25 protein-coding genes are annotated in these 25,496 nt (G+C 44.0%); all 25 read left to right on the forward strand.

Annotated elements, in window-relative coordinates:
* Positions 1–8: 8 nt before the first annotated feature.
* The 25 genes from BP97_RS0121745 (at position 9) to argB (ending at position 25,462) form a co-directional block, all read left to right on the forward strand.
* Entirely contained in the window at positions 9–1,916 is a 1,908-nt protein-coding gene (locus BP97_RS0121745; RefSeq protein WP_028550997.1) for an ATP-dependent helicase ComFA, read from the forward strand.
* Complete coding sequence (locus BP97_RS0121750; protein ID WP_231506362.1) at positions 1,903–2,688, forward strand: ComF family protein; 786 nt, start codon at positions 1,903–1,905, stop codon at positions 2,686–2,688. The genes BP97_RS0121745 and BP97_RS0121750 overlap by 14 nt, the downstream gene beginning before the upstream one ends.
* Before the next feature lie 120 nt (positions 2,689–2,808).
* Complete coding sequence (locus BP97_RS0121755) at positions 2,809–3,234, forward strand: flagellar protein (RefSeq protein WP_028550999.1); 426 nt, start codon at positions 2,809–2,811, stop codon at positions 3,232–3,234.
* A 104-nt stretch (positions 3,235–3,338) separates the two neighbouring features.
* Entirely contained in the window at positions 3,339–3,611 is a 273-nt protein-coding gene (flgM, locus tag BP97_RS0121760) for a flagellar biosynthesis anti-sigma factor FlgM (protein ID WP_028551000.1), read from the forward strand.
* Between the two features lie 30 nt (positions 3,612–3,641).
* Entirely contained in the window at positions 3,642–4,142 is a 501-nt protein-coding gene (locus BP97_RS0121765; RefSeq protein ID WP_028551001.1) for a flagellar protein FlgN, read from the forward strand.
* A gap of 30 nt (positions 4,143–4,172) precedes the next feature.
* Complete coding sequence (gene flgK / locus BP97_RS0121770; protein WP_028551002.1) at positions 4,173–5,750, forward strand: flagellar hook-associated protein FlgK; 1,578 nt, start codon at positions 4,173–4,175, stop codon at positions 5,748–5,750.
* Positions 5,751–5,773: 23 nt separating this feature from the next.
* Complete coding sequence (gene flgL / locus BP97_RS0121775; RefSeq protein ID WP_028551003.1) at positions 5,774–6,670, forward strand: flagellar hook-associated protein FlgL; 897 nt, start codon at positions 5,774–5,776, stop codon at positions 6,668–6,670.
* Positions 6,671–6,684: 14 nt separating this feature from the next.
* A complete protein-coding gene (locus BP97_RS0121780) occupies positions 6,685–7,257 on the forward strand; it encodes a DUF6470 family protein (RefSeq protein WP_051620858.1) in 573 nt (190 codons plus the stop codon).
* Positions 7,258–7,359: 102 nt separating this feature from the next.
* Positions 7,360–7,791, forward strand: coding sequence for a flagellar assembly protein FliW (fliW, locus tag BP97_RS0121785; protein WP_028551005.1), 432 nt, complete (start codon positions 7,360–7,362; stop codon positions 7,789–7,791).
* A gap of 30 nt (positions 7,792–7,821) precedes the next feature.
* Positions 7,822–8,055 (forward strand): carbon storage regulator CsrA, encoded by a 234-nt coding sequence (gene csrA / locus BP97_RS0121790; RefSeq protein ID WP_028551006.1) that lies wholly within the window; start codon positions 7,822–7,824, stop codon positions 8,053–8,055.
* Between the two features lie 209 nt (positions 8,056–8,264).
* Positions 8,265–9,041 carry a flagellin N-terminal helical domain-containing protein gene (locus BP97_RS0121795; protein ID WP_028551007.1) on the forward strand — a complete coding sequence of 259 codons (777 nt, stop codon included), beginning with the start codon at positions 8,265–8,267 and terminating at the stop codon, positions 9,039–9,041.
* A 112-nt stretch (positions 9,042–9,153) separates the two neighbouring features.
* A complete protein-coding gene (locus BP97_RS0121800) occupies positions 9,154–11,043 on the forward strand; it encodes a glycosyltransferase (RefSeq protein WP_081824307.1) in 1,890 nt (629 codons plus the stop codon).
* Positions 11,044–11,057: 14 nt separating this feature from the next.
* Positions 11,058–12,944, forward strand: coding sequence for a glycosyltransferase (locus tag BP97_RS0121805; RefSeq protein WP_028551009.1), 1,887 nt, complete (start codon positions 11,058–11,060; stop codon positions 12,942–12,944).
* A 96-nt stretch (positions 12,945–13,040) separates the two neighbouring features.
* On the forward strand, positions 13,041–13,418 hold the full coding sequence (locus BP97_RS0121810) for a flagellar protein FlaG (protein ID WP_028551010.1): 378 nt from the start codon (positions 13,041–13,043) through the stop codon (positions 13,416–13,418).
* A gap of 19 nt (positions 13,419–13,437) precedes the next feature.
* Positions 13,438–14,889 (forward strand): flagellar filament capping protein FliD, encoded by a 1,452-nt coding sequence (fliD, locus tag BP97_RS0121815; protein WP_028551011.1) that lies wholly within the window; start codon positions 13,438–13,440, stop codon positions 14,887–14,889.
* 26 nt (positions 14,890–14,915) lie between these two features.
* Positions 14,916–15,311: a flagellar export chaperone FliS gene (gene fliS / locus BP97_RS0121820; RefSeq protein WP_028551012.1), complete on the forward strand. Its 396-nt coding sequence runs from the start codon at positions 14,916–14,918 to the stop codon at positions 15,309–15,311.
* The gene (locus tag BP97_RS0121825; protein ID WP_028551013.1) at positions 15,304–15,642 is read left to right on the forward strand and encodes a flagellar protein FliT; all 339 of its coding nucleotides are present in this window, start codon (positions 15,304–15,306) and stop codon (positions 15,640–15,642) included. The genes fliS and BP97_RS0121825 overlap by 8 nt, the downstream gene beginning before the upstream one ends.
* Positions 15,643–16,024: 382 nt before the next feature.
* Positions 16,025–16,222, forward strand: coding sequence for a cold shock domain-containing protein (locus BP97_RS0121830; protein WP_028551014.1), 198 nt, complete (start codon positions 16,025–16,027; stop codon positions 16,220–16,222).
* A 317-nt stretch (positions 16,223–16,539) separates the two neighbouring features.
* Entirely contained in the window at positions 16,540–17,082 is a 543-nt protein-coding gene (hpf, locus tag BP97_RS0121835; RefSeq protein WP_028551015.1) for a ribosome hibernation-promoting factor, HPF/YfiA family, read from the forward strand.
* Between the two features lie 165 nt (positions 17,083–17,247).
* On the forward strand, positions 17,248–19,761 hold the full coding sequence (gene secA / locus BP97_RS0121840; protein WP_028551016.1) for a preprotein translocase subunit SecA: 2,514 nt from the start codon (positions 17,248–17,250) through the stop codon (positions 19,759–19,761).
* Between the two features lie 123 nt (positions 19,762–19,884).
* A protein-coding gene (prfB, locus tag BP97_RS0121845; protein ID WP_156043276.1) for a peptide chain release factor 2 occupies positions 19,885–21,001 on the forward strand; the annotation gives its coding sequence in 2 pieces (ribosomal slippage) (positions 19,885–19,956 and positions 19,958–21,001; 1,116 coding nt in all).
* A gap of 190 nt (positions 21,002–21,191) precedes the next feature.
* Positions 21,192–22,082: a YitT family protein gene (locus BP97_RS0121850; RefSeq protein WP_028551018.1), complete on the forward strand. Its 891-nt coding sequence runs from the start codon at positions 21,192–21,194 to the stop codon at positions 22,080–22,082.
* Between the two features lie 191 nt (positions 22,083–22,273).
* Positions 22,274–23,323, forward strand: a complete 1,050-nt coding sequence (gene argC, locus BP97_RS0121855) for an N-acetyl-gamma-glutamyl-phosphate reductase (RefSeq protein WP_028551019.1) — start codon at positions 22,274–22,276, stop codon at positions 23,321–23,323.
* Positions 23,324–23,350: 27 nt separating this feature from the next.
* Positions 23,351–24,577, forward strand: a complete 1,227-nt coding sequence (argJ, locus tag BP97_RS0121860; RefSeq protein ID WP_028551020.1) for a bifunctional glutamate N-acetyltransferase/amino-acid acetyltransferase ArgJ — start codon at positions 23,351–23,353, stop codon at positions 24,575–24,577.
* Between the two features lie 102 nt (positions 24,578–24,679).
* Positions 24,680–25,462 (forward strand): acetylglutamate kinase, encoded by a 783-nt coding sequence (argB, locus tag BP97_RS0121865; RefSeq protein ID WP_028551021.1) that lies wholly within the window; start codon positions 24,680–24,682, stop codon positions 25,460–25,462.
* Positions 25,463–25,496: the final 34 nt, after the last annotated feature.

Consider the following 25,496-nt stretch of genomic DNA (forward strand, 5'->3'; position numbering starts at 1 on the left):
TCATGTAGGTGAAGGCAGTTCTATATGCGGTCATTAGCAATCAAGGTGCTGTATGGTATGTGTCATTAGATATGCGTGTCGATTTGGCTGTGTGGTTCGGTCAGTATGGGGATTCGATAAGGATCCGTATGCTGGAGCCGGCCATTTCGTTTGGACAAGCTGTCGTGCTTAGAGACAGGATGAATGCAATAAAGTGGTTACACAAAGAGATCAATGTGCCTCATATATGGGTAAGCAAGGTTTCAGGCGAGGCTGCCGCTTCGGGCATATCGGTATTCGCGGCGGACAAGTCAAGCAGGTGGACGCTAATGGATTGCGACATAAAACAGTGGCGTGCATATCAGCAGGTTCCCGGCGGTTCGGTTACTATTCAAGGTCAGGAACTTAGTCGATTTATAGAATTGATGCAAGGACGCAGCTTATTATGGGATGAAGTGAAGCAATTATTAGAGCATTACGGATTCCAAGCCGCCTCAGCAGATCCATTGGCTTACGTCCAAGCGGCATATTTATACGGATACTTCCTATTGGAACAAGGGATTAGAAAACAGGAAGGACGAAGCTGGCTTCGTTCAAAACAAAACTATCAATGTCACCGTTGTGGCGGTGAGATCCAGCAAATGATGATTACAGAATGTATGTTTTGCGGACAAGAGTGTCCTTACTGCGAACAATGTCTGACGATGGGGAGATCGCGGTTCTGCTCAGTTACAGTCCGGTCAGCCTTACCTGTAGCATCAAATACTGTGGAGAGACAAGTAAGGTGCCCTGATGAAGGGGATTCGCTAGAGAAGTACCTTTCACCCTGGGGGCTAAGTGAGATTCAAGCGGAAGCATCGGGACAAGCCTTGCTTTTTTTGAAAGGAAATGAATTGAAGAAATTAAACAAACCCCCAAATACTTCTTCAAAGTTTCTCATCTGGGCTGTGACTGGCGCAGGCAAGACGGAAATGATCTTTCCGATGATCCAATATACGGTTTCGAAGGGTGGCCGTGTAGTTGTAGCGACTCCTAGGAGGGATGTCGTATTGGAGCTGAAGCCCCGATTGGAAAAAGCGTTCGCTCCGACTCCTGTCGTGACATTATATGGTGGAAGTGAACAGCGATGGGACGTCGCCCCGATTATGATTGCTACAACTCACCAACTGCTGCGCTTCGAGCGCGCGTTCGATCTGGTCATAATCGATGAACTGGATGCGTTTCCTTATCATAATAATCCCATGCTGCAGTATGCAGCAGAAAAAGTGTGCAAGACGGACGGAGCAACGATCCTACTATCTGCTACACCTCCGATACAACTTCAGAAGGCTGCTTCACGGCGACAACTACCTCATGTAAAAGTAACTGCCCGCTATCATCGCCATCCGCTACCGGTACCCGCACTTATTGCTATGTCACCGTTACGTCAGCAAATTCAAAAAGCGACACTCTCCTCCAAAATTACACAGAAAATGACGGAATCTATACAAAGGGGAGCGCAGCTTTTCGTGTTTGTGCCCAAGATTTATATGGTAGAGCCCCTAACGGAGCTTCTTAGCAAAACGTTTCCACAGGTGGTTACTCAAGGTACATCTTCTAAGGATGAACATCGTGCGCAAAAAGTGATGGACTTCCGTGCTAAGCAAACCCGGATTCTCGTTACGACAACGATTCTGGAACGCGGTGTGACGATTCCCAAATCGGATGTACTCATTCTGGATGCGGACGAGCCTATTTTTGATTCCGCTGCACTAGTCCAGATGGCAGGAAGGGCTGGACGATCCGCTGATGATCCCGCTGGTAGCGTTTATTTTGCAGCTAAGGAGAAAACGCGCGCTCAGGTAGAGGCTATTCGTCAAATTAAGAGTATGAATTCGATAGCAAGGAAAAAAGGATACCTGCGCGATAAGGGAGGACCTGCGAGTGAAGGCAAGTAAGGGAGCGGTGAACCGGATAAATCAATGGTTTACGCAGCTGTTGAGTACAGCAGAGGGCTTGCTATCGCCTCAAACGTTAACTTGTACAGCCTGTAGTAATAAATACGGAACTCAGAGGGAGCTCCCGTTATGCGATGCTTGTTGGGCAGCAATTCCATGGATATTGCAGGTACATTGCCGTAGCTGTGGTCGACCGGAGGTCTGCACGGATTGCCAGCGGCGGCGTGAAACCTATTTTGTCCGAAACCGGAGTGCGGTCAGTTATAGCCCTTTAATGAAAGAATGGCTTGCTGTTTATAAGTATCGCGGGCATGAAAAGCTTCGGGAGCTTCTCGGTTCCATGCTGCTGCATGCCTACCATTTGCATCGCAAAAGTGAAGCGGAAGTAACAGTTTCGGGGTTCGAACTCATCACCTATGTCCCTGTAAGCCATAAAAGGCAGATGGAGAGGGGCTTTAATCAGGCGCAACAGCTGGCGGATGAGCTAGGAAGAAAAACCGGTATCCCGGTCGTTCCGATTTTGGAAAGGGTTCGGCATACGGACAAGCAAAGCTTTAAGACCCGAGGAGACCGACTGGAGGATTTGCAAGGTGTGTTTGCAATGCTGCCTGCGGCAAAACAAGCGCTGCCGGAACTTGTGTCTCAAAAAAACGTAAAATTATATATGGTCGATGATGTGTATACGACGGGAAGTACGCTCAATGAATGTGCCCGAGCGATTCAGGCTGAGCTGAAAGGTGTCGAAATATACGGATTAAGCTGGGCAAGATGACATATCGTGTCGGCTTTTGATAAAATTCAGTATACAACATCGCACTACTTGAGATACACTATGACTAATCATCATACTCAGAGTCGATCGATCATGTCTAACAATGGGGGGAGCTCAGGAATGAGTCTTAATGTCGATAACTGTGATCGTTGCGGAAAAATCTATGTGAAAAACAATTACGGCCTGTGCGGGCAATGTCTCAAAGATATTGATCTGCAATACGAGAAGTGTTTGAAATATTTGCGTGAGCAGCGCTCTTGTTCCATACACGAATTAAGCGAGGCGACCGAAGTCTCGGTAAAGCAAATTACCAAGTTTATTCGCGAAGGGCGTATATCCATCAAGAACAACCCGAATATGTCCTACCACTGCGAGATCTGCAGCACCCCGATCCGCGAGCATACGATTTGTGAATCGTGCAGACAACGCCTAGCGAAGGATGCGAACCATATGCATGAGGACGAGCAGAGGAAGCAAGCCTTGTTGGAAGAGGCTAACCGAATGTCGTTCAATATTAAAGACCGTTTGAAAGACCGCCATAGCTAATGATATTATCAATTTAATATAAACTTTCTTCCTAACTCCACCGATAAAAGTAATAACGCTTATTCGGTGGGGTTATTTTAATGAACAAAAAGAGGTGATATTTTATGAAAATAAATGGTACAAATCGGGTCGGAGCAGTCAATCAATATATGAAATCCCAGGAGGCGTATGCAGCCTCGGAGAAAGCCAAGACCGGTAAAAAGAAAGATAAAGTAGAAATTTCCAGCGAGGCGAAGGAACTATTGGAGACGCAAAACCCAGCTGCAGCAGAGAAGGCCAGAGAGAAAGTCGAAGCTTTGAAATCATCGGTAGCTGCAGGCACATACAAGGTAGATGCCAGAACGTTGGCAGAGAAGCTTTTTCCTTTTATTAAATGATAGATATTCTGAATACACGGGTGGATGAGCATGGCATTTGAAGCTTTGATACAAATTATGACGGCGCTGAACGACGTACACGAAAACTTACTTGAGCTGGCAGAACGGAAGAAGCAGGTACTCATCCAGAACGATGTAGAGCAGTTAATGCAGATCGTTTCTAAGGAAAATAAGCTTGTGAAACAGATTGGCGAATTGGATCAGCAGCGTGTAGAAGCTATCGGGCAATTCATGATCGAGAAGGGTTACAAACCGAATCCTAAGGTAACGGTAAGTGATTTGACGAAGATTATTTTCAATGTAGAGGATAAGAAAGCGCTTCTCGGGGTGCAGAAGCAGTTATTGAGTAGTATTCATAGACTTAAGGATTTGAATCAGTTGAATCAGCAGTTGATTATGCAGTCGTTGGCTTTCCTTGAGTATTCTCTCGATCTAATTGCTGGCCCCCCAGAAGACGAATATACTTACAAGAATCCACAACTGAATTCCTATGGCGCAAAGAGAGCCGGTTTATTCGATTCGAAAGCATAGTCATACAAGCGGTATGGAGGGATAAGAAAGATGCGATCTACTTTTGGTGGTATTGAGATATCTAAACGAGCTTTATTTACGCAACAGGCAGCTCTTTCTACAACTGGACATAACATTGCTAACGCAAATACGGCTGGATATTCACGTCAGGTCGTTAATATGGTAGCAGCTAAGCCGATCGAGGCTCCCGGACTAATGAGGAGTAATGTGCCCGGACAAATGGGACAAGGCGTTGAATTTGATTCCGTGACAAGAATACGCGAGAAATTTCTAGATGATCAATTTCACAATGAAAATAAAAGTCTGGGCAGTTGGACTGTACAGCAGGATACACTCGAGAAATTGGAAGCCATCATTAATGAACCTTCCGATTCTGGTTTGCGGTCTGTCGTAGATAAGTTCTGGGCATCCTGGTCTGATTTAAGTAAAGATCCGGAGAACATAACAGGCAGAAAAATAGTTAGGGAAAATGCGATGGCTATGGTGGATTCTTTGAACTTGACCAGCAGACAGCTATCGGATCTGAATAACGACTTAACTGAAAATATTTCCGTCAAAGTTACCCAAGTGAATTCAATTCTTTCAACGGTTTCTGATTTAAATGCTGAGATCAAAAGAATCGAGGGTATGGGCGATAGCGCCAACGACCTTAGAGATCAGCGGGATCTGTTGGTAGATGATCTGTCCAAGGTTATTAATATCAAAGTTCAAGAGACGGATACAGGCTATAATGTGACCATGGGGAACACGGTTCTGGTAGATGGAGATACCGCTAATCCTACCTCGGTAGCCCAAATCACGAGTGCGGTTGCATCAGGCGAGCTCAATAGCGGTGAAATACACGGGATGATTGTATCCAGAGACCGTTACGTTGCTGATTACCAGAAACAATTGGATACATTGGCAAGCACGATCGCAAACGGAAAAATCACGGTAACTATTCCTAAGGGAGCTGTTCTCCCTGAAGGAACCATATTTAACGATACAGTTTATCAAGGTTCTGTAGAGAATCGAACTCTCAAGGATGATCTTACCGTTACAGTGAACGGGCTGAACGGTCTTCACAAGCTGGGCTACCTTAACGATGATCCAACCAAAAAAGTAGGTGATTTCTTCACCTCCAAAGATAACGGAGCTATCACAGCATCGAATATTCAGCTTAATCCAACTATTGCGGCAGATCCGAGTAACATCGCCACATCCATGAGAACTGTTCTGAACACTAAAACAAATAAAGAAGAAGTCATAACGGGTAACAATACGTTGGCTATATTAGTTTCCCAACTTAAAGATACGAAGTTTGATTTTAGTTCAACAGGTTCCGCGGGGTCTGTCCTGCAGTCAGGTACCATTAATGACTTTCTAAGAGCGACAGTGGGGCAGTTAGGGGTACAGACAACTGAGGCTAAAAGACAGGTCGATAATTCCAAATCTATTGTCGATCAGGTAGATGAGCGTAGACAGTCTGTCAGCGGTGTTTCACTTGATGAAGAAATGGCTAATATGATCAAGTTTCAGCATGCTTATAACGCAGCTGCCAGATCGATGACAACCTTTGATGAAATGCTGGATAAAGTTATCAATGGTATGGGTGTAGTAGGAAGATAGTAGTCATATGAGGAGGGGTTATCGTGGCGCTTAGAGTTACCCAAAGCATGATGAGCATGCAGCTAATAAGAAATCTTAATACCAATACTATGCGTATGGATAGTATGCAAGAGCAAATGTCAACAGGACGCAGAATTAATAGACCTTCAGACGATCCGGTAGGCATAACGTATTCCTTGCGTTATCGCAGTGAGCTGGATGCGAATGATCAATATATCAAAAACGTGGATACATCGAGCTCGTGGCTCGATTTTAACGACACGATGCTGGATCAAGTGGACCAAGTATTCTTAAGAGCTACGGATTTGGCGACACAAGGGGCAACTGGAACCAATTCACAAGCAGCTTTAAACAGTATCAAAAGCGAAGTGGATGAGTTGTACAAACAATTGGTCACTATAGGAAACAGCAAGTTAAATGGTAAGTTCGTTTTTAACGGCCAAACCACAGACTGGGCGCCATATACAGAGAAAGACGCGGAAAAAGAATTAACCGATCCTTATGAGGTTGCGTTTGAGGTCGGAGCGGGCATTAAATTACCGGTTAATCTTACAGGCAATGAAATTTTTGGATCCCCTACTGATCCTGACAATGCTTTTCTAATTTTAAAACAATTGAGCCAAGATCTGGAGCAAGGTAATACTACCGGTGTATCAGCTGCGCTCGATAAGATAAGTACAAGAATGAACAGCATCGTTTCGACTCGCTCAGAGATAGGAGCTAGAGTTAATCGGTTAGAGCTTGTGGAAAACCGCTTAAAGGATATTGGCTTGAATATTGAAGGGCTTCAGTCCAAAGTAGAGGATGCAGACTATAGTAAGCTTATGGTAGACTCGAAGGTCAATGAAAATATTTATCAAGCTTCATTATCTGTAGGTGCCAAAATTATCTCCCCAACTTTAGTTGACTTCATACGCTAAAAGGAGGTAATGGTTTGATTCCATTCCCCCAGATCGACATACGTCAGCAGTTTGGCAGAATTGGTATCGATGCGGATTTAGGTCATTATGAAATTCATCAGCCTAAGGCAACTTTAGACATTCAGACGACTCCATCCAGATACGAAGTTAACTCGCCCCTAGGTGAGCTTAATGTTAATCAGGACAGGGCATGGAGCGCTCTAAATGGAGGAAAGCTGTCTGAGTTTACAAATCGGATTTACTCGCAAATGGAGGGTGTCCTTTTACAGGCGATAGCTAAGATCGTGCAGGATGGAAACCGTATGGCTGCACTTAACGTTCCCGGCAATCCATTAGCGGATATTGCTTATGAGAAGGCCTTCCAACCCCAGCCTTCTATTGAGTATATGGGGGAAGCCTCCTATGATAATGTAGATATAGAATACATACCTCATAAACCGGAAATTCAATTCATAGAAGGAAAGTTAAATATACAGAGTCAAGTGAATAAGCCAGATATCAATTATGTTCGAGGAAAGCTGAATATTTATATGGAGCAGAATCCTAAATTGGATATAACACCACCCGTCATTGATATGAAGCTATAGACTTTTTGAACTATGGATTGTTACAATCTGTAGTTTTTGTTTTTTTATAAGAACAATGATAATTTATATAAGATAAGGCCAAAATGGAAAGGAATGTCCCTAATGATACTTGACTCTTCAAGGCTTGGCAAAATTACGATTGATGATAAGGAAATCATTCATTTTCCGACAGGAATCCCAGGATTTGAGGAACTGAAAAAGTATGTGATCATACGCCCAGATGCTGATTTGCCATTATCGTACTTACAGTCCGTAGAGAATCCGGAGCTTTCCTTTATTGTAACAGATCCATTTGTATTTGAACCAAACTATGAGTTCGTTTTGCCCGAAACGGCAAAAGAAGAGTTAAAGGCAAGCTTAGAACAAGACATCGTAGTCTGGAGTATCGTTTCTGTACGGGATGATTTCAAAAACGCAACTCATAACTTATTGGCCCCATTGGTTATCAATATGAAAGAACGGTTGGGAAAACAAGTTATTCTACAAAATACTTCTTACAAAACCAGACATAGTTTATTTGCTACTAATGGATAAGGAAGACAATGAATAGAGAGGTGATTATCTATGCTGGTTTTATCAAGAAAAAAAGGCGAGTCGTTGATGATAGGTGATCAAATAGAGATCGTAGTCCTGGCTGCCGAAGGGGATACGATTAAATTAGGAATCCAGGCACCCCGAAATATCGAGATTTTGCGGAAAGAAGTATATGAATTGATACAAAATTCGAATACCGAAGCTTCAGAACATAAATCGGATTTGGATGAGTTGAAGAAAATGATCAAAAATCGGGGTAATTAAGAGAAAATAAGATGAAACATGAAGAATTATAGGGAATTACATCGGTTTTTGTTTGAAAATGATCCTAAATGAACGATTAAGAAACTGTAATTGATAATTAAATAAATCGATATATATAGTAAGTGGTTCAGTAGGATCGGCCGAGCTCTGGACCACTAAATTATAAACTCGCAAGGAAGCGGGTTTTCACTTCAAGGAGGAAGAAATCAATGATTATCAATCACAATATGAACGCATTGAACACTCATCGCCAAATGGGCACGAACAATGTTGCCGCTGGCAAAAACATGGAAAAATTGTCTTCTGGTCTTCGCATTAACCGTGCGGCTGACGATGCTGCTGGTTTGTCCATTTCCGAAAAAATGCGCGGTCAAATCCGTTCCATGGAGCAAGCTCAACGCAATGCTCAAGACGGTATCTCGATGGTACAAACTGCTGAGGGTGCTTTGACTGAAGTGAGTGATATGCTCGTTCGTATCAAAGAATTGTACACTCAAAAAGCAAATGGTACATATAACACAACTGATAAAGCTAACATTGATGAAGAATTGAAAGCACTGAAATCCGAGATTACTAATATCGGAACTAACACCAAGTTCAATGATATTGCGTTGTTGGATGGAACTTTAAGCAAGGATATTCAAATTAACCATACATCTTCTGATACTTTGAAAATTGCTTTGAGTGAAGATGTTTCTGGTGTAGGTACAGCAGCTTCTGACCTTGATAATGCAACAAAACAAATTGATAAAGTTGCAAAAGCTCGCGCTCAACTGGGAGCTCTTCAAAACCGTTTGGAGCACACTTCCAACAACTTGGGTACAACAACTGAGAACCTGACTGCAGCTGAATCTCGTATCCGTGATACAGATATGGCTAAAGAAATGGTGAATTTGACGAAGAACAACATTCTTCTTCAAGCTTCTCAAGCTATGCTTGCTCAAGCAAACCAACAACCACAAGGCGTTCTGTCCTTGCTGCGTTAATCGTAATGGATTTCAAGACTTCAGACTTCGATCTGAAGTCTTTTTTTCTCTCATCGAAAGATATCTAGTGCAGTATATAAGTAAATTATATGACTTCAGAGGTAATAAGACTATGAGACCAACTATATCATTGTGCATGATTGTGAAGAACGAGGAACGATATCTTAGGAAATGCCTAAGCAGTGTAAAGGGGTTTGTGGACGAGATCATTATCGTGGATACCGGATCTTCGGACGGAACCCTGGGTATAGTCAACGAGTTTGACGCCAGAGTGAGTGCCTTCGAATGGATCCATGATTTCTCTGCAGCAAGGAACTTTGCTATTCAGCAAGCAAGCTGCGATTACATTTTGCAGCTAGACGCCGATGAGTACCTGGAGGACGGAGCTACTTTACAAGAAGATATCGTTTCCAATAAAGATTATTACAGTGTGACCATCAAAAATCACAAATCCGATGGGGGATCATTCGCTCATCAAGCTGTACGTCTCTTTAAAAATCGAATAGGACTCCTTTATATCGGGAAATTGCATGAGCATCTGAACATTCTCGATCCTTCTTTGACTCTATCCACCGGAGATGCGAGTTCGTTAATCAATCATCTTGGGTATCTTGATGATACTGTACAAGAAAAAAATAAAGTTGAACGTAACTATGAAATTATGCTCAAAGAGCTGGAAAATAACCCCTCTCCCTATAGCTTGTACAATATGGGGAAAGTGTGCATGTCACAAAGGAAATATGAAGAGGCATTGAATTACTTCAAGAAATCTTACGAACTAGCCGATAACATGTCCTATGTTTACTATCTTTTTTGCTATATACTGACATGTTTAAGACTTTTGCATCGCTACGAGGAAGGCATTTCACTTGCTAAGGTGCTTATCGATAGGCAGCCTCTTTATCTGGATTTTCACTATGAATTGGCTAGGTTGTATGAGGAATACGGATGCTTGCAGGATGCAGAGATTGTATTTAAACACTGCTTGAGTGATCAGCCATGGTCTGAAAAGAAAGTGGCAAATGAGGGGGCCAATGGTTATTTATCTTTCTATAGGCTAGCATGCATTTATGAAAAGCAGGGAAGAAGCGGGGAAGCCTTCGAATCTATTTTTGAAGCCATCCAAAATAATCCTGTGTATCAGCCTGCCATAAAACTATATTTACGGCTCGTGCTCAAAGCCAATATTAATAATGAGGAAGTTATCGCCCATTTAGAAAAAATCTACAACGGCAAAGATGCAGAGGTCATCAAGATGCTGCTTGTAGCTATTTATGAAGCTCGGCATCCCATTATGGCTAATTATTTTTCGCAGAGGGAAGGACAGCCTTTAGATAAAGAAATTAACGCTGTCGTCCAGCAATATGACCATAAATACGAACAAGCCCGTGACCTTTGGTTGGAGATTTCCAATATAAAGCCGGATAACATAGTGGATGTTATTACTTTATCCATCATCCTTAAGGATACAGATCTTATAAATAAATGCAGGGACGTAGCAAACGCAAGTCATCGGGAATGGAAACTCATCAAAAGTATAATTAAGAGAGAGCCGTTCAATTCAGACCTGGGCCAATCCTGGATAGAACCTCATTTAGTAAACATAGCGGAGCAATTGATTGTCCTTGGGGAGTTTGAAGCCTTCGAATACCTATCGACATGTATTATGAAGGCGTCATTAGCCATTCAGATTGAGCTTGCTATTCTATTAACGGATTATGGATTCAAGGATACTGCAGTAGATTTTCTTTTGGAGCATTACCACACCAATCCGAATCATCCTGATATTCTTCAGAGCTTATCTGCTATTCTCTTAAGCGCAGGCAACTATGAAGAGGCTGTAAGTCTATCTCAGCAACTAATTAAATATAAAAATGATTTCAAATCTTATCAGCAGTTGTATTTATGCTATTTCCATTTAGGAGATGATGGTTCTGCTCAAAAAGTAGCGCAGGACATGAAAAAGAAATTTCCTTTTTCCTCCTGGGTCAATTCCTTATAGAGGGTGAAACATCAATGAACAGAAGTACAGTATCCTTGTGTATGATCGTGAAAAACGAGGCATTATTTATCGAGAAATGTTTGCAGAGTGCAAAGGATCAGGTTGATGAAATTATCATTGTAGATACGGGCTCAACGGATGAAACTATTGCCATTGCCGAACAATACGGTGCCCGAGTTTATCATTATCAATGGGAGAATGATTTTGCTTTAGGCAGGAATTTCTCATTAGAACAGGCATCCTGTCAATATATCCTGGTATTGGATGCAGACGAGTATCTGGATGAAGGCAGTCATATTCAAGAGATTCTCCAATCGCAAAAAAAAGGATACTCCATCAGAGTAAGAAATCAATTAGAAGATGGCCTTGTTAAAACCACGTCGATTCTTAGGATTTTTCAGTCAAATCCAGCAATTCGATTTACGGGACAGATTCATGAGCAAATTTTGCTGGATTCTAGCGAAATCGAGGAAACAGGGTTTTTGATTCATCATGTGGGCTATAGGAAAGATGTTTATTCTCTCAAAAATAAAGCGGAACGTAACATTCGCATCTTGCTTGATGCTGTAGATAAATCTCCTTCACCCTTTTCTTACTATAATGTAGGTAAACAGTACCTTGTAGATGGAGAAGATGAGCTTGCATTGGAATTTCTTGATAAGGCAAGGAACGATTTGAATAATCAAAATAATGCTGATGTGCTGGCAATGGAAATTGATTATAACCTTGCTGATTGCTATTACCGATTAGAAAAGCCTGAAAAAGGAATTCAAGTATTAAATCATACGATTTCTAATTGGCCTAAATACACGGATTTATACTTTATGCAGGCAAGACTTTTCGAGCAAATGGGTTACTGGAAGGACGCTGAACAGTACTATAAGAAGTGTATATCGTTAGGTGATATGGATAGTGCTGTCGCAAGAGAAGGAGTAGGAGGGTACCTTGCTCATTTTCTATTATCGAGGTTATACGAGAACCAAGGAAACATTCAGGAGGCTTTGGAGCATTCCTTCCATGCGCTTAATTTAAAGCAGGGATTTTCTTATAGTTTGGAAAATTATCTTTCGTTAGCACAAAAAGCTGGTGTTTCTGCCGAGGTCCAAAAGGAATGCTTGAGCTTTTCCTATCCTGTTAAAACGGTTGATAATCTCACTACTTTGGTAGGTCTTTTATATAAGTTCAGACATCCGCTTCTGCATGAAACTATCACAGAGTATGGGTTCCACAACGATATCACCGTGACGGCTTGTGGATTACAATATAGCAAGAGGTATGAAGAAGCGAGATCTGTATGGCATGAAGTTAATATAATCCATAAGAATAATCTTGAAGATGTTATGCTGCTTTCTTTGCTCACAAATGATGAGGAAATGGTCAAGAAGATCAGTACGGTACAAAATTTGACCGACCAGGACGAAGAAACGATCAATTCCATCATAAAGAGAGAAAGCATAAGCCACGAGAGATTCAATTCGTTCATAGGGAAAATATTACTCAAACTATGCGAGAGATGTATAAGATTGGATGAGTTTGATTGCTTTGAGTATATGTCTGGGTTGATTAGATCCTGCGAATTGGATATACAATATCAATTGGCCCTGATATTAGACCAGTCGGGATTTCGAGATGTAGCGTTTGACTTAATGGTTTCGGTTTTTGAGAACTATGAGAGATCTACAGCTATTGATCAGTTTGTTGGACGTCGTTGTTTAGAGCGGGGCTATCGGGAAGATGCCAAACAAATTTTCCTTCAATTAGTCAATACTTCTCCTTCTTACGATGTGTATTTATCTTTGTATGAGGTGTTGCTACTAGAGGAAGATCAATCTCAAGTAACCGCTCTATTAAAAGAAATGAAGCAGAGGTTTCCCCTGTCCGTTTGGATGCAGTCATTATGAATGCCTTGACTGCGCCTTTTTTCAAATATCTCTAAACAAAAATGGGAATATATCCGATATAAATGGTAAATATCGTTCTGTTGGGGGTGTTTTTCTGTGATTTCGGATGTATCGCTTAATGGTGGTTCCTCCATTCCACTTACGGGTAGAGATGCTGCTGTGAAGGTTGCGGAGCAAATAGACAATGTCCAGGTCAATAGTTCTAAAGATTTACATAAGGCTGAATTGCAAGGGGCTCGTGTAACGACCGGAGATGAGCAAATTGTAAAGGCAATTGAACGTGCATTGAAAGCACTTCAAGGCCCAAGCACCATGGTAGAAGTGTCGGTACATGAGGATACGAAGCAAGTGATGGTTAAGGTGCTTGACCAAGATACGGGTAAAATCATCCGAGAAATCCCCCCTGAAAAAATGCTTGATCTTGTCGCCAACATGATGAAGGTTGCAGGACTTTTAATAGATGAACGGAGATAAATGATGGAGGTGTGCAGTAATGGTACAAAGAATTAGCGGATTTGCATCCGGGATGGATATAGACCAGCTTGTAAGCAATATAATGACAGCCAAACGTGTTCCTCTAGATAAACTCAAGCAAAAGCAGCAAACGCTGCAGTGGCAGCGTGAGAACTTTAGAGATATCAATTTAAAGCTGGTCGAATATAGAAAAAAAGCATTTGATAACTCATTATCGGGTTCTTTTCAAACCCAAAAGTCAACCGTAACAGGGGATACAAGTGCTGTAACGGCTAAAGCAGGAAGCCAGGCCACTTCCGGTACCATTAGTATCGAGGTTACTGAATTGGCTAAGACGGCGTCCGTTTCAAGCGCCACTCCACTCTTAGACTCGAGTGCCACTCCAAAGCCTTACTCTGCTGCAACCAAATTGACGGATGCCGGTATTACCGGAACCAAAATTACTATTAATGGATCAGATATTGCAATCGAAGCAGATGAGACCATTAGCTCCCTAGTGACCAAAATAAATCAGAACAAAGGCGCTAATGCGAGCGCATATTATGATGAGGTTACGGGCAAATTCTCCATTACCTCCAAAACTGCTGGGAAAATCAATGGAGATGGGAAGATCGCCATTAGCGGTGACGGAAATTTTATTTCAAAATTTAATTTAACTAATGTTACACTTGGCGATGACGCGCAGCTAAAAATCAATGGAATTGCTACAACGCGCCCTACCAATAGTTTTAATATTAATGGAGTCGACATTACAATTAATGCCAAGACGACAGCTCCGTCTATAGTCTCAACCGCAGTAGATACAGACCAAGTTCTCGACAAGATTAAGTCGTTTATTACGGATTACAACGACATGTTATCCACTTTAAACACTAAAGTGAAAGAGAAGCATGACAGGAATTTCGTGCCTCTTACCGATGACCAAAAGAAGGCGATGAAGGATGATGAAGTCGAGAAATGGGAGGAAAAAGCCAAAACGGGTTTACTCTATAATGACAGTATATTAAATGATGCCATTTCCAAACTCAGATCCAACATATCCTCAGTCGTCACGGTTAACGGTGAAAAAGCGATTTTGGATCAAATAGGCATTACGACAGGACAATGGTTTGAAGGCGGAAAGCTGGTTCTGAAGGACGAAGCGAAGCTCAGAGAAGCAATTGAAAAGGAACCGGATAAAGTAGCGGCTTTATTTACTTCAAAAAATAAAGGAATGTATGATGATCTCAAAAAAACATTGGATTCCTTAACCGAAAGAGCAGGTACCTCCTTTGTTGCCACATCAAAGGATGCGGTTTTGAAGGAAGAGAGCACTATTGGACGTCAGCTCAAAAGACTTAGCAACGATATATTAAACCAAGCCAGATTATTAAACGATATGGAAACAAGATATTATAAACAGTTCACAGCAATGGAAACAGCCATGAATAAATTTCAATCACAATCTTCATCACTATCCAGCTTTGGTTAAGAGATAATAAGTAAGAGGTGAATCTAATGATCCAAACGCCATTCAATAAATACAGGGAGACTTCTATTCAAACCATGACTCCTGGCCAACTCTTAATCATGCTGTACGACGGAGCCATTCGTTTTGCAAGAAAAGGAGTCGAGGGAGTCAAACAGAAAAACTATCAAGAGGCTAACAACTGTTTTATAAGAGTCCAGGAAATTATTAATGAATTGGTGGCATCGCTTGATCATTCCTATCCTATTTCGAAAGATCTGCTGCAATTATATGATTATTTCCTCCGGAAAATGGTTGAAGCTAACATAAAGAAAGATATTCAACCGGCATTGGAGGTTATAGATCATTTGGTAGAGCTGAAGGAAACATGGATTCAGGCCTCGAAGCTTAGTACATCATCGGGATCTGTGCTTAATCATGGATAAATCTCTAGATGAACTGTTGCAGATGACTCAACAACTGGCTTCCAAATTGGAAACGGTGGGATATGAGGAAATCGTTGAATTTGTGAATATTCGTGAAGAGCTTGTACTGAATATCCAGAAGCAATATGAAAATCATAAATTAGATAAATCGTATCTGGATCATGCATTAGTTTCCATTCTAAGCTATGATGATCAGATACTTTACCGGATGCAGCAATTAAAGAATGAAGCTTCAGACAACTTGAACAAAATGACCACTGCAAAGCAGCAAAAATCAAGTTATGAGGCTAAGTATGCTCCGGAGAGCATGTTTTTTGATAAAAAGAAATAATAGTAATGTTTTATAAAAAAGAACGTGAGCGGTACGTTTTAGAGATGTGTTGGAGCCCTAATCCGAAAGGTGCTCATTTTGAAAAAATTCAATTACATTAGTTTGTTGGTGGAACAAGTACCATGTTTATTAATAATTTGATTATCCACTCCCCCTGTGGATAATGTGCATAACTTTGTGTATAACTTTATACAAAATGTCGAAAAACCGCATAATGGTGCGGTTTTTCTTTGTGTATACTTTATTAACGTCATGTTAATACGTGAATTTTCAAAATATTTTGCTAAAAGCCGTGGATATAATTGACATCCGTGGAGAGGGGATGCTATATTCGATTTGTGGGCATGCCCACAGTTATTTGATAATGAAGGGAATGTTTTACATGCAAGGTAAAGTGAAATGGTTTAACGCAGAAAAAGGATACGGTTTCATTGAGCGTGAAGACGGCGGGGACGTATTTGTTCACTTCTCAGCTATTCAAACCGATGGATTCAAAACGCTGGAAGAAGGTCAAGCAGTTGAATTCGATATTGTGGAAGGCGCTCGCGGACCACAAGCAGCTAACGTTATCAAGCTATAATCATCCGGCTCACAACGCCCTTGTATAGATGGTTATTCCGATTACTATTAGCAGCGACAACACCCTGGAATGATTCCGGGGTGTTTTTTTGTCTTTTGAATAGATGCACCCAATAACCTTTTGGTAGGAAAGACAATGCAAGGGAATATACCCACTGAAAGAGACCTTCAAACTCACAAAAAGCCTGATTCTATGCGGTTTGTCACACGGACACCAAATTGTAAGAATATTTTGAAAAATTGTCGATAAATATAAAGGATTTTTGAAGGCGTCTATAGAATATAGTATAATAGGTACATGAAAGGAGGAGAAGTACAATGAAATTCAACATTCGCGGTGAGCGCATAGAGGTTACAGAAGCACTAAGAGAGTATGTTGAGAAAAAGCTTAGCAGGCTGGAAAGGTACTTTGAAGCTCCCCCTATAACTGAAGTACATGTCACACTCAGTGTGGTCAAAGGATTACAAGCAGTCGAGGTGACAATCCCGCTGACAGGTGTTATGCTGCGGGCCGAGGACAAAAGCAATGATATGTACGCTTCCATCGATCAGGTGATCGACAAGCTGGAGCGGCAAATTCGTAAACACAAAACTAAAGTGAATCGTAAAATCCGTCAAGAAGGCGGTATAAGGGATATATTGAGAGTCGATTCCCCTGCACAGTATGAAGATGAGGATGATTATGAGTTGGTTAGGACCAAGCAGTTTATGCTGAAACCGATGGATATCGATGAAGCCATTCTGCAAATGAATATGGTTGGTCATAGCTTTTTCGTTTTTGCTAATTCCAATACGGAGCAAGTGAATGTGGTGTATAAACGCAACGACGGCAAATATGGTTTGATTGAGCCGGCCAGATAATGGATGCGAATTTCGAGAGCTTGCCTGACAGGGCAGGCTCTTTCGCATTTCATGAAATGCTTAATGCAAGAAGATAATAAAAGGATAGCTCCGCAATTCTTGCGACTTGTGTCGCAAACTGCTACAATTTAAGGCAAACCGTTCTTAAAAAAGGGAGATGGGCCCATGTTAGGACTCGTTAAGAAAATATTCGGCGACTCAAATGAACGCGAAGTGAAACGGCTGTGGAAAACAGTCGATGCCATTAACCAATTAGAGCCTTCAATTGAGGTATTGTCCGATGAGGAACTTAGGCATAAAACTGTAGAATTCCGCGAGCGCTTGGAACAAGGCGAAGATTTGGACGATTTGCTTCCTGAAGCCTTTGCTGTCGTGCGTGAAGCATCCAAACGTGTTCTTGGCAAACGTCACTATGACGTACAATTAATCGGCGGTATGGTCCTTCACGAAGGTCGAATTGCGGAGATGAGAACTGGTGAAGGGAAAACTTTGGTTGGTACCCTGCCGGTTTATTTGAACGCATTGCTTGGCAAAGGCGTGCACGTAGTTACCGTTAATGATTACTTGGCTCAACGTGACAGCGGAGAAATGGGTAGAGTGTACGAATTTCTCGGCATGTCGGTTGGCGTAAACCTGAATTCCTTGGAGCATGGCCAGAAGCAGGCGGCCTATGCTTGTGATATTACTTACGGGACGAACAATGAGTTCGGCTTCGATTACCTGCGTGACAACATGGTGGTATATAAAGAACAGATGGTGCAGCGTCCGCTGTATTTTTCAGTAATTGACGAGGTGGACTCCATTCTGGTCGATGAGGCGAGAACGCCGCTCATTATTTCTGGACAAGCTGCTAAGTCGACAGACATGTACTATATGGCTGATCGTTTTGTTAGTAAGCTGACAGAAGAAGAGGATTACATCGTTGATATTAAAATGCGCGCAGTGTCCCTAACTGAGGGCGGTGTAGCAAAGGCGGAAGAAGCATTTGGCATCGAGAACTTGTTCGACCATGCGAATGTAACTCTTAATCACCATATTACACAAGCGTTAAAAGCTCATGTCATTATGAAGCGTGATGTAGACTATGTGGTTCAAGAGGACGAAGTCGTCATCGTAGACGAATTCACAGGCCGTTTAATGACAGGCCGCCGCTATAGTGAAGGCTTGCATCAGGCGATTGAAGCCAAAGAGCAGCTGCAGGTGCAAAATGAGTCTATGACTCTGGCTACCATTACGTTCCAGAACTACTTCCGGATGTACCGTAAGCTGTCAGGGATGACGGGTACGGCGAAGACGGAGGAAGAAGAATTTAAAAAGATTTACGGTCTAGAGGTTATTATTGTGCCTACGAACCGTCCAATGATCCGTCAGGATCTACCGGATATTGTGTATAAATCGGTTAACAGTAAATTCCGGGCTGTAGTAGAAGAGATTGTTAAACGTCATCAGACGAACCAGCCAGTGCTTGTGGGTACGGTATCCATCGAGAACTCTGAGCGGTTGTCCGAAATGCTTAAGAGGAAAGGCGTACAGCATAAGGTTCTTAATGCGAAGTACCATGCGGAAGAAGCGGAAATCGTATCACGTGCAGGTCAGCCTGGATCTGTAACGATTGCTACCAACATGGCGGGACGCGGTACCGATATTATGCTTGGCGAAGGGGTTCACGATGCAGGCGGTCTGCATATTATAGGTACGGAGCGACATGAAAGTCGCCGGATCGATAATCAGCTGCGCGGTCGTGCCGGACGTCAAGGTGACCCTGGTTCTTCTCAGTTCTATTTGTCCATGGAAGATGAATTGATGCGCCGCTTCGGTGCGGAGAACATCATGGGCATGATGGACCGTCTCGGCTTCGAAGAAGATCAGCCAATCGAAAGCAAGCTGATAACCCGTGCCGTAGAATCGGCACAAAAACGCGTTGAGGGCAATAACTTTGACGTACGTAAAGTCGTGCTTCAGTATGACGATGTCATGAACCAACAGCGTGAGATTATTTACAAGCAGCGCCGCGAGGTGCTGGAGTCCGAAAATATCCGCGATATTACCATCGGGATGCTGATGCCGGTTGTTGAACGCCTTGTAGAAACACACTGCCCGGCGGACCTGGTTCCGGAGGAGTGGGATCTTCAAGCGATCGTCGATTATGCTAACGGCACGTTCTTACATGAAGGCCAGCTTACTGCTGAAGAGCTTTGGGGCAAGGAAAAGGAAGAAATTGCTGAGTACATGAAAGACCTCGTGATGAGACTTTACGAAGAACGTGAGCAGGCGATTGGCGATGTGATTATGCGTGAGCTTGAGAAGGTTATTGTACTTCGTGCCGTTGATTCCAAATGGATGGATCATATCGATGCGATGGATCAGCTTCGTCAAGGTATCCACTTGCGCGCCTACGGCGGTACAGATCCACTTCGTGAATACCAGTTTGAGGGCTTTGAAATGTTCCAGGAGATGATTCAAAGCATTCAAGAGGAAGTTGCTACGTATATTATGAAAGCTCACGTAGAAACGAACCTCGAGCGTCAGCCGGTGGTTGAAGCAGATGCGGTCAGCTCCAATGGTGAGCCAGCGCCGAAAAAGCCGGTTGTTAACAACGATGAAGATAGAGTCGGACGTAACGACTTGTGCCCTTGCGGAAGCGGCAAAAAGTATAAGCAGTGCCACGGCGTTCAGTAATAGGGATGTCGTCTCCACATACATGGAATTTAAACAAAAGGGTCGTCGGTGTAACAACCGGCTCCCTTTTTTTGAAGGTAAACTGAGCTTGAGATTGAAGCGAAAATTGAGGAGTGAACGGATATGTTGGATCCAGAAGTGAAACAAGATTTACGAGAAACGGCTAAACGGTTAGCTGAGCTTAGGGGGTCTCTTTGACTTAGATCTTAAGCTGGAGCAGATCGCGAATTACGAGGAGAAGATGGCAGCTCCTGATTTTTGGGATGACAATGAATCGGCACAAAAGCTCATTGCCGAAATGAACGCAATCAAGGGAGGTGTCGATCAATTTCAGGCGCTTTCTTCCGAGTTTGAGGACTTGGAGCTGATGGTGGAGTTAATGCAAGAGGATCAGGATGACAGCATGGCGGCGGATATCGAACAAGGAATTAAGGCTGTAGTATCTAAGTTAGAAACTTTCGAGCTGCAACTGCTCCTTAGCCAGCCTTATGACAAGTTGAATGCCATTCTGGAGCTTCATCCGGGAGCAGGTGGCACCGAGTCTCAGGACTGGGCAGAGATGCTGCTGCGTATGTATCGCCGTTGGGCAGAGAAGCGCGACTTCAAGGTAGATGTCCTTGATTACTTGCCAGGTGATGAAGCGGGCGTAAAGAGCGTAACGCTGCTCATCAAGGGCTACAACGCTTATGGTTACTTAAAAGCGGAAAAAGGCGTCCATCGACTGGTACGTATTTCACCATTCGATGCGTCAGGCCGACGTCATACCTCTTTTGTGTCCTGCGATGTAATGCCGGAAATTGATGACGATGTGGAAGTTGAGATTCGTACCGAGGATTTGAAGGTGGATACTTATCGTGCCAGCGGTGCGGGTGGACAGCACATCAATACGACAGATTCGGCTGTGCGTATTACACATATTCCAACTGGGGTTGTTGTAAGCTGCCAAACCGAGCGTTCGCAGATCAAAAACCGCGAAACAGCGATGAAGATGCTGCGTTCCAAGCTATATGAGAAGAAGATTGAAGAGCAAATGAAGCAGCTGGCCGAAATCCGCGGTGAAGTATCCGATATCGCCTGGGGAAGCCAAATTCGTTCGTATGTATTCCATCCATACAGTATGGTTAAGGATCACCGCACTTCTGCTGAAACGGGCAATGTTGGGGCCGTCATGGATGGAGATCTCGATATGTTCATTGATGCCTACCTGCGTCTTCAAATTAAATCGGAACCTGCCGAATAATTCCATACTTTTATAATAATAATCATTGAAGCAAATCCTACACTTAAAGCCAAGTCTACAGAAACGTTGGGAGAATGGCGGCTCGAGGCCGCCTGTTATCTTACCTTGTTGTCGGTCGATTACGGTGATTCCGTGTAGGATTTTTTGTGTTGCTTGCGATATTCAGTTTGAATAGTACGGAGGGAAGCGTATGCAAAGCATGAAGAAACGGCCGCGGAACCCCGCGATAGTGCAGCCTGGACCGGGACAGCGTGTCATGGAGTATGTGCTTTTAGTGCTGGGCTCTTTATTGATCGCAATCAGCTTCAATATGTGCTTGAGCCCGAATCAGGTAGCCTCAGGCGGGGTATCGGGGATTAGCATTATTGTGAATCAACTGTTCGGGACTGAGCCGGCGATTACGCAGTGGGCGCTTAACATACCATTGTTTCTGCTGGGAACGTGGTTTCTTGGGGGCCAGTTCGGCGTGAAAACGGCGGTCGGTTCTGTGCTGCTGCCTTTACTCATATTGCTTACACGTAGCCTTCCTCCGCTCACAACGAATATTTTGCTGGCAAGCATTTATGGCGGTATTTTAATTGGTGTGGGCCTTGGGCTTGTTTTTCGCGGCAGAGGTTCAACAGGCGGATTGGATCTGGCCGCGCAAATGATACATAAATTAACAGGGATGAGTCTTGGGCTGGCTGTAGCGATGCTGGACGGGATGGTTATTTTGACGGCGGGGATCGTACTGTCTCCGGAGAAAGCGCTCTATGCACTTATCGGTCTATTCGTGACAAGCAAGACGATCAATATCGTACAGCTCGGGCTTAGCTATTCGAAGGTAGCTTTTATTATCTCTTCCGAGACGGTGACGATCCGTGAGGCGATCCTTCACGACCTAGACCGCGGGCTTACCGAGTTAAAAGCAACTGGAGGCTATACAGGGGAGGCGCGAACGGTGCTTATGGTGGTAGTAGGACAGACGGAGGTCACCCGATTAAAGCAGCTTGTGAAGGCTATTGATCCTGGGGCCTTTGTTATTTTGAGCGATACAAACGAGGTGCTTGGCGAAGGGTTTAAGTTTCACATTCCTTCTTAAAAAGAGCCTGTATTCAAGTTGAAGCAGATTAGGTAAAATGGGGGAGTTAGCAAGTAATAATTTCCTTATATAGAATAAGTTAATGCAGGGAATGGCGACGGAGAATGAACGAGACGAGAGAAAAAATCCATTGAATTATTATACTTAAGAATGTATAATAATACATAGTTTTTCATGTGGAGGGAACGGTTATGTCTAATAAATTAAGAGCGGCAATTATCGGTGCAACAGGATACGGTGGAGTGGAAGTGATTCGGCTGCTTCTAACGCATCCGAACGTGGAGATTACTTCGGTGATTTCTTCGTCCAGCGCGGGAACGCCAATTGCAGACGGATATCCGCATTTGAATGAAATTATGGTAGGAAACCTGGATGGTATCGACGTAGAGCAAATGAAGCAAAAGGCGGATGTTGTTTTCTTGGCGACGCCGCATGGCGTAGCTGCTGAGCTGGCTCCGAAGCTGGTGGACGCGGGCTTGAAGGTCATCGATATTTCTGGAGATTTCCGATTGAAATCCGGTGAAGTGTATGAAAAGTGGTATAAGCATAAACCGGCGGATCCGGCGTATGTGGACAAAGCGGTATACGGCTTATCCGAGGTGTTTGACGATGAAGTTCGTGATGCATCGTTTATTTCTAATCCGGGCTGTTTTCCAACGGCTACGCTGCTTGGTTTAGTACCTCTTGTGAATAAGGGATGGGCAGATTTGTCCTCTATTATTGTCGATGCCAAATCGGGTGTGTCCGGAGCGGGACGCGGCTTAAGCTTGACTTCGCACTATTCCGAGATTAACGAAAATTTCTTGGCGTATAAGGTGAATAAGCATCAGCATACGCCTGAAATCGAGCAGATTCTCAGCCGTGTGGCTAGCGAAGAGGTGGTTGTGTCTTTCACGACACATTTGGTGCCTATGACTCGCGGAATTCTATCTACGATGTATGTTAAGCTGAATGGGAACCATTCAGAGGACGAGATCATTGAGATGTACCGCCAGTACTACGAAGGGCGTCGTTTCGTAAGAATTCGTCAGAAGGGGAAATGGCCGGCGACGAAGGAAGTATGGGGCTCGAACTATTGTGATATCGGCTTCTCGCTAGATGAGCGTACAGGACGGCTGACGATTATTTCCGTAATAGATAATGTGGTTAAAGGGGCAGCCGGTCAGGCGGTCCAAAACTTGAACTTAATGATGGGCTGGGAAGAAACGACTGGATTGGCGTTCACCCCGGTTTATCCATAACAGTAACATGCCATGGGTGAGGAGAAGATGAAGGTGAAGGATCAATTTACTGTCGTGCCAGAAGGCTCGATCACAACACCGCAGGGCTTTCGTGCTGGAGGCCTGCATTGCGGCTTGAAAAAAACAAATCGCTATGACCTTGGCGTCATAGTGTGTGAGGTTCCGGCTCAAGCTGCGGGCGTATATACGCTTAACGCGTTTCAGGCGGCTCCCTTGCGGGTGACGCAAGACAGCATTGCTGTTGACGGCAAGCTGCAAGCGATGCTCGTTAACAGCGGTAATGCCAACGCCTGCACGGGGCAACAAGGTGAGGATGACGCACGTTCCATGCGTGCGGCGGCTGCAAAGGCTTTTGGCGTAGCGGAGCACCATGTCGGTGTTACGTCGACAGGAGTTATCGGCGAGCTTTTGCCGATGCCTAAGGTGTTGGGTGGTATTGAGAAGCTTCCGGCAGAAGTGAAGGCTGACGGAGGAGAGGATTTCTGTCAGGCGATCCTTACGACCGACCTAGTTCAGAAGATGACCTGCGTGAAGCTGACGGTGGGCGGAAAAACGGTACATATCGCTGGCGCAGCTAAAGGCTCGGGCATGATTCATCCGAACATGGCGACGATGCTTGGCTTTATGACGACAGATGCCAACATCGAAAGCGCTCAGCTGCAAAAGCTGCTGAACGGCGTGACGGACTCCACGTTCAACATGATCACAGTTGACGGCGATACAAGCACGAACGACATGGTTGTCGTTATGGCTAGCGGCATGGCCGGCAACGATAGTTTGACACCGGATCATCCGGATTGGGCTGCTTTCGAAGCGGGCTTCCGCTACGTAGGAGAGTACTTGGCCAAAGCTATCGCTCGTGATGGTGAAGGGGCAACGAAGCTGATTGAAGTGAATGTGGCAGGTGCTGAGTCCCAAGACGCTGCACGTGCTATTGCTAAGACGGTCGTAGGCTCGAGCCTAGTGAAGTCCGCTTGCTACGGTGCAGATGCCAACTGGGGCCGTATCATCGCAGCAGTAGGACGCGCTGGAAAGCCGGTTAATACGGAAACGGTTGATATCCGTTTAGGGGATATTGTGGTGCTGGAACAGTCTCGTCCAGTGAAGTTCGACGAAGATCGTGCTGAGGAGTACTTGAAGGGCGAGCTGGTTCAAATTCATGTGAACTTGAACATGGGCTCTGAGACGGCAACGGCATGGGGCTGCGATTTGACCTATGATTATGTTCGTATCAACGCGGCATATCGGACGTAAGAAGCGAATCGGTTTAAATAAATAAGCTAAGCAAACGGTAGAGCTATTGATCTTGCTCTAGATTAGTCGATAGCTATCCGTGCATATAAAGGGGAACGAAACATGAGTGCAATGTGTTTTGTGATGAAATGCGGCGGCAGTACGCTAGCGGCGCTGCCGGATTCTTTTTTCGTGGATATGAAGAATCTTCAGGATGAAGCGATTATCCCGGTTATCGTCCATGGGGGCGGTCCGGCGATCTCGTCTACGCTTGAGAAGCTTGGTATCGAAACCGAGTTTGTCAACGGTCTGCGCAAAACGAACGAAGCGGTGCTCGACGTCGTCGAGATGGTGCTGTCGGGTCAAATCAATAAAGAGATCGTTCGCAAAATCCAGTTGTCCGGCGCTCGCGCCATGGGCTTGTCTGGAGTAGATGGTCATCTTATTCAAGCGGAGCCTGTGGCTAACGCTCATGAAGTAGGGCTAGTTGGCGATGTCACACACGTCAATGCAGAACTGATTCAAGGCATTGTCAAGATGGGCTACATGCCGGTTATAGCTCCTGTCGGTCTTGGAGCAGATGGCGGACAGCGTTATAATATTAATGCGGATACGGCGGCAGGCGCCGTGGCATCGCATTTGGGTGTCGAAAGAATGATCGTTGTAACGGATGTGCCGGGCATTATGAACGGTGAGAAGAAGGTGCTTCCTTCCGTAACGGTACAGGAGATCGACGCGATGATCGCAAGCGGTGAAATTTACGGAGGTATGATTCCAAAGGTTCGCGCAGCGGTTCAATGTATTCAGGGCAAAGTTCGTGAGGTCATCATTGTGAACGGAGCAGAGCCGGAAGTTTTGAGCAAGGTCATTAAGGGCGCTGCTATTGGAACGCGAATTGTGAAATAGATGAATCTATAAGGTTATTACCTATATGAAAAAG

It is taken from the genome of Paenibacillus sp. UNC451MF (genome assembly GCF_000686845.1).
Taxonomy (GTDB): Bacteria; Bacillota; Bacilli; order Paenibacillales; family NBRC-103111; genus Paenibacillus_S.

Bases quoted from the DNA above. Each gene is read 5' to 3' on its own strand.
- BP97_RS0121825 (WP_028551013.1), top strand. From the start codon at position 15,304: ATGGATAAATCTCTAGATGAACTGTTGCAGATGACTCAACAACTGGCT.
- flgM (WP_028551000.1), top strand. From the start codon at position 3,339: ATGAAAATAAATGGTACAAATCGGGTCGGAGCAGTCAATCAATATATG.
- fliW (WP_028551005.1), top strand. From the start codon at position 7,360: ATGATACTTGACTCTTCAAGGCTTGGCAAAATTACGATTGATGATAAG.
- BP97_RS0121830 (WP_028551014.1), top strand. From the start codon at position 16,025: ATGCAAGGTAAAGTGAAATGGTTTAACGCAGAAAAAGGATACGGTTTC.
- secA (WP_028551016.1), top strand. From the start codon at position 17,248: ATGTTAGGACTCGTTAAGAAAATATTCGGCGACTCAAATGAACGCGAA.
- BP97_RS0121800 (WP_081824307.1), top strand. From the start codon at position 9,154: ATGAGACCAACTATATCATTGTGCATGATTGTGAAGAACGAGGAACGA.
- BP97_RS0121850 (WP_028551018.1), top strand. From the start codon at position 21,192: ATGCAAAGCATGAAGAAACGGCCGCGGAACCCCGCGATAGTGCAGCCT.
- argB (WP_028551021.1), top strand. From the start codon at position 24,680: ATGAGTGCAATGTGTTTTGTGATGAAATGCGGCGGCAGTACGCTAGCG.
- BP97_RS0121755 (WP_028550999.1), top strand. From the start codon at position 2,809: ATGAGTCTTAATGTCGATAACTGTGATCGTTGCGGAAAAATCTATGTG.
- csrA (WP_028551006.1), top strand. From the start codon at position 7,822: ATGCTGGTTTTATCAAGAAAAAAAGGCGAGTCGTTGATGATAGGTGAT.
- hpf (WP_028551015.1), top strand. From the start codon at position 16,540: ATGAAATTCAACATTCGCGGTGAGCGCATAGAGGTTACAGAAGCACTA.
- flgK (WP_028551002.1), top strand. From the start codon at position 4,173: ATGCGATCTACTTTTGGTGGTATTGAGATATCTAAACGAGCTTTATTT.
- BP97_RS0121765 (WP_028551001.1), top strand. From the start codon at position 3,642: ATGGCATTTGAAGCTTTGATACAAATTATGACGGCGCTGAACGACGTA.
- argC (WP_028551019.1), top strand. From the start codon at position 22,274: ATGTCTAATAAATTAAGAGCGGCAATTATCGGTGCAACAGGATACGGT.
- fliS (WP_028551012.1), top strand. From the start codon at position 14,916: ATGATCCAAACGCCATTCAATAAATACAGGGAGACTTCTATTCAAACC.
- BP97_RS0121795 (WP_028551007.1), top strand. From the start codon at position 8,265: ATGATTATCAATCACAATATGAACGCATTGAACACTCATCGCCAAATG.
- fliD (WP_028551011.1), top strand. From the start codon at position 13,438: ATGGTACAAAGAATTAGCGGATTTGCATCCGGGATGGATATAGACCAG.
- argJ (WP_028551020.1), top strand. From the start codon at position 23,351: ATGAAGGTGAAGGATCAATTTACTGTCGTGCCAGAAGGCTCGATCACA.
- BP97_RS0121805 (WP_028551009.1), top strand. From the start codon at position 11,058: ATGAACAGAAGTACAGTATCCTTGTGTATGATCGTGAAAAACGAGGCA.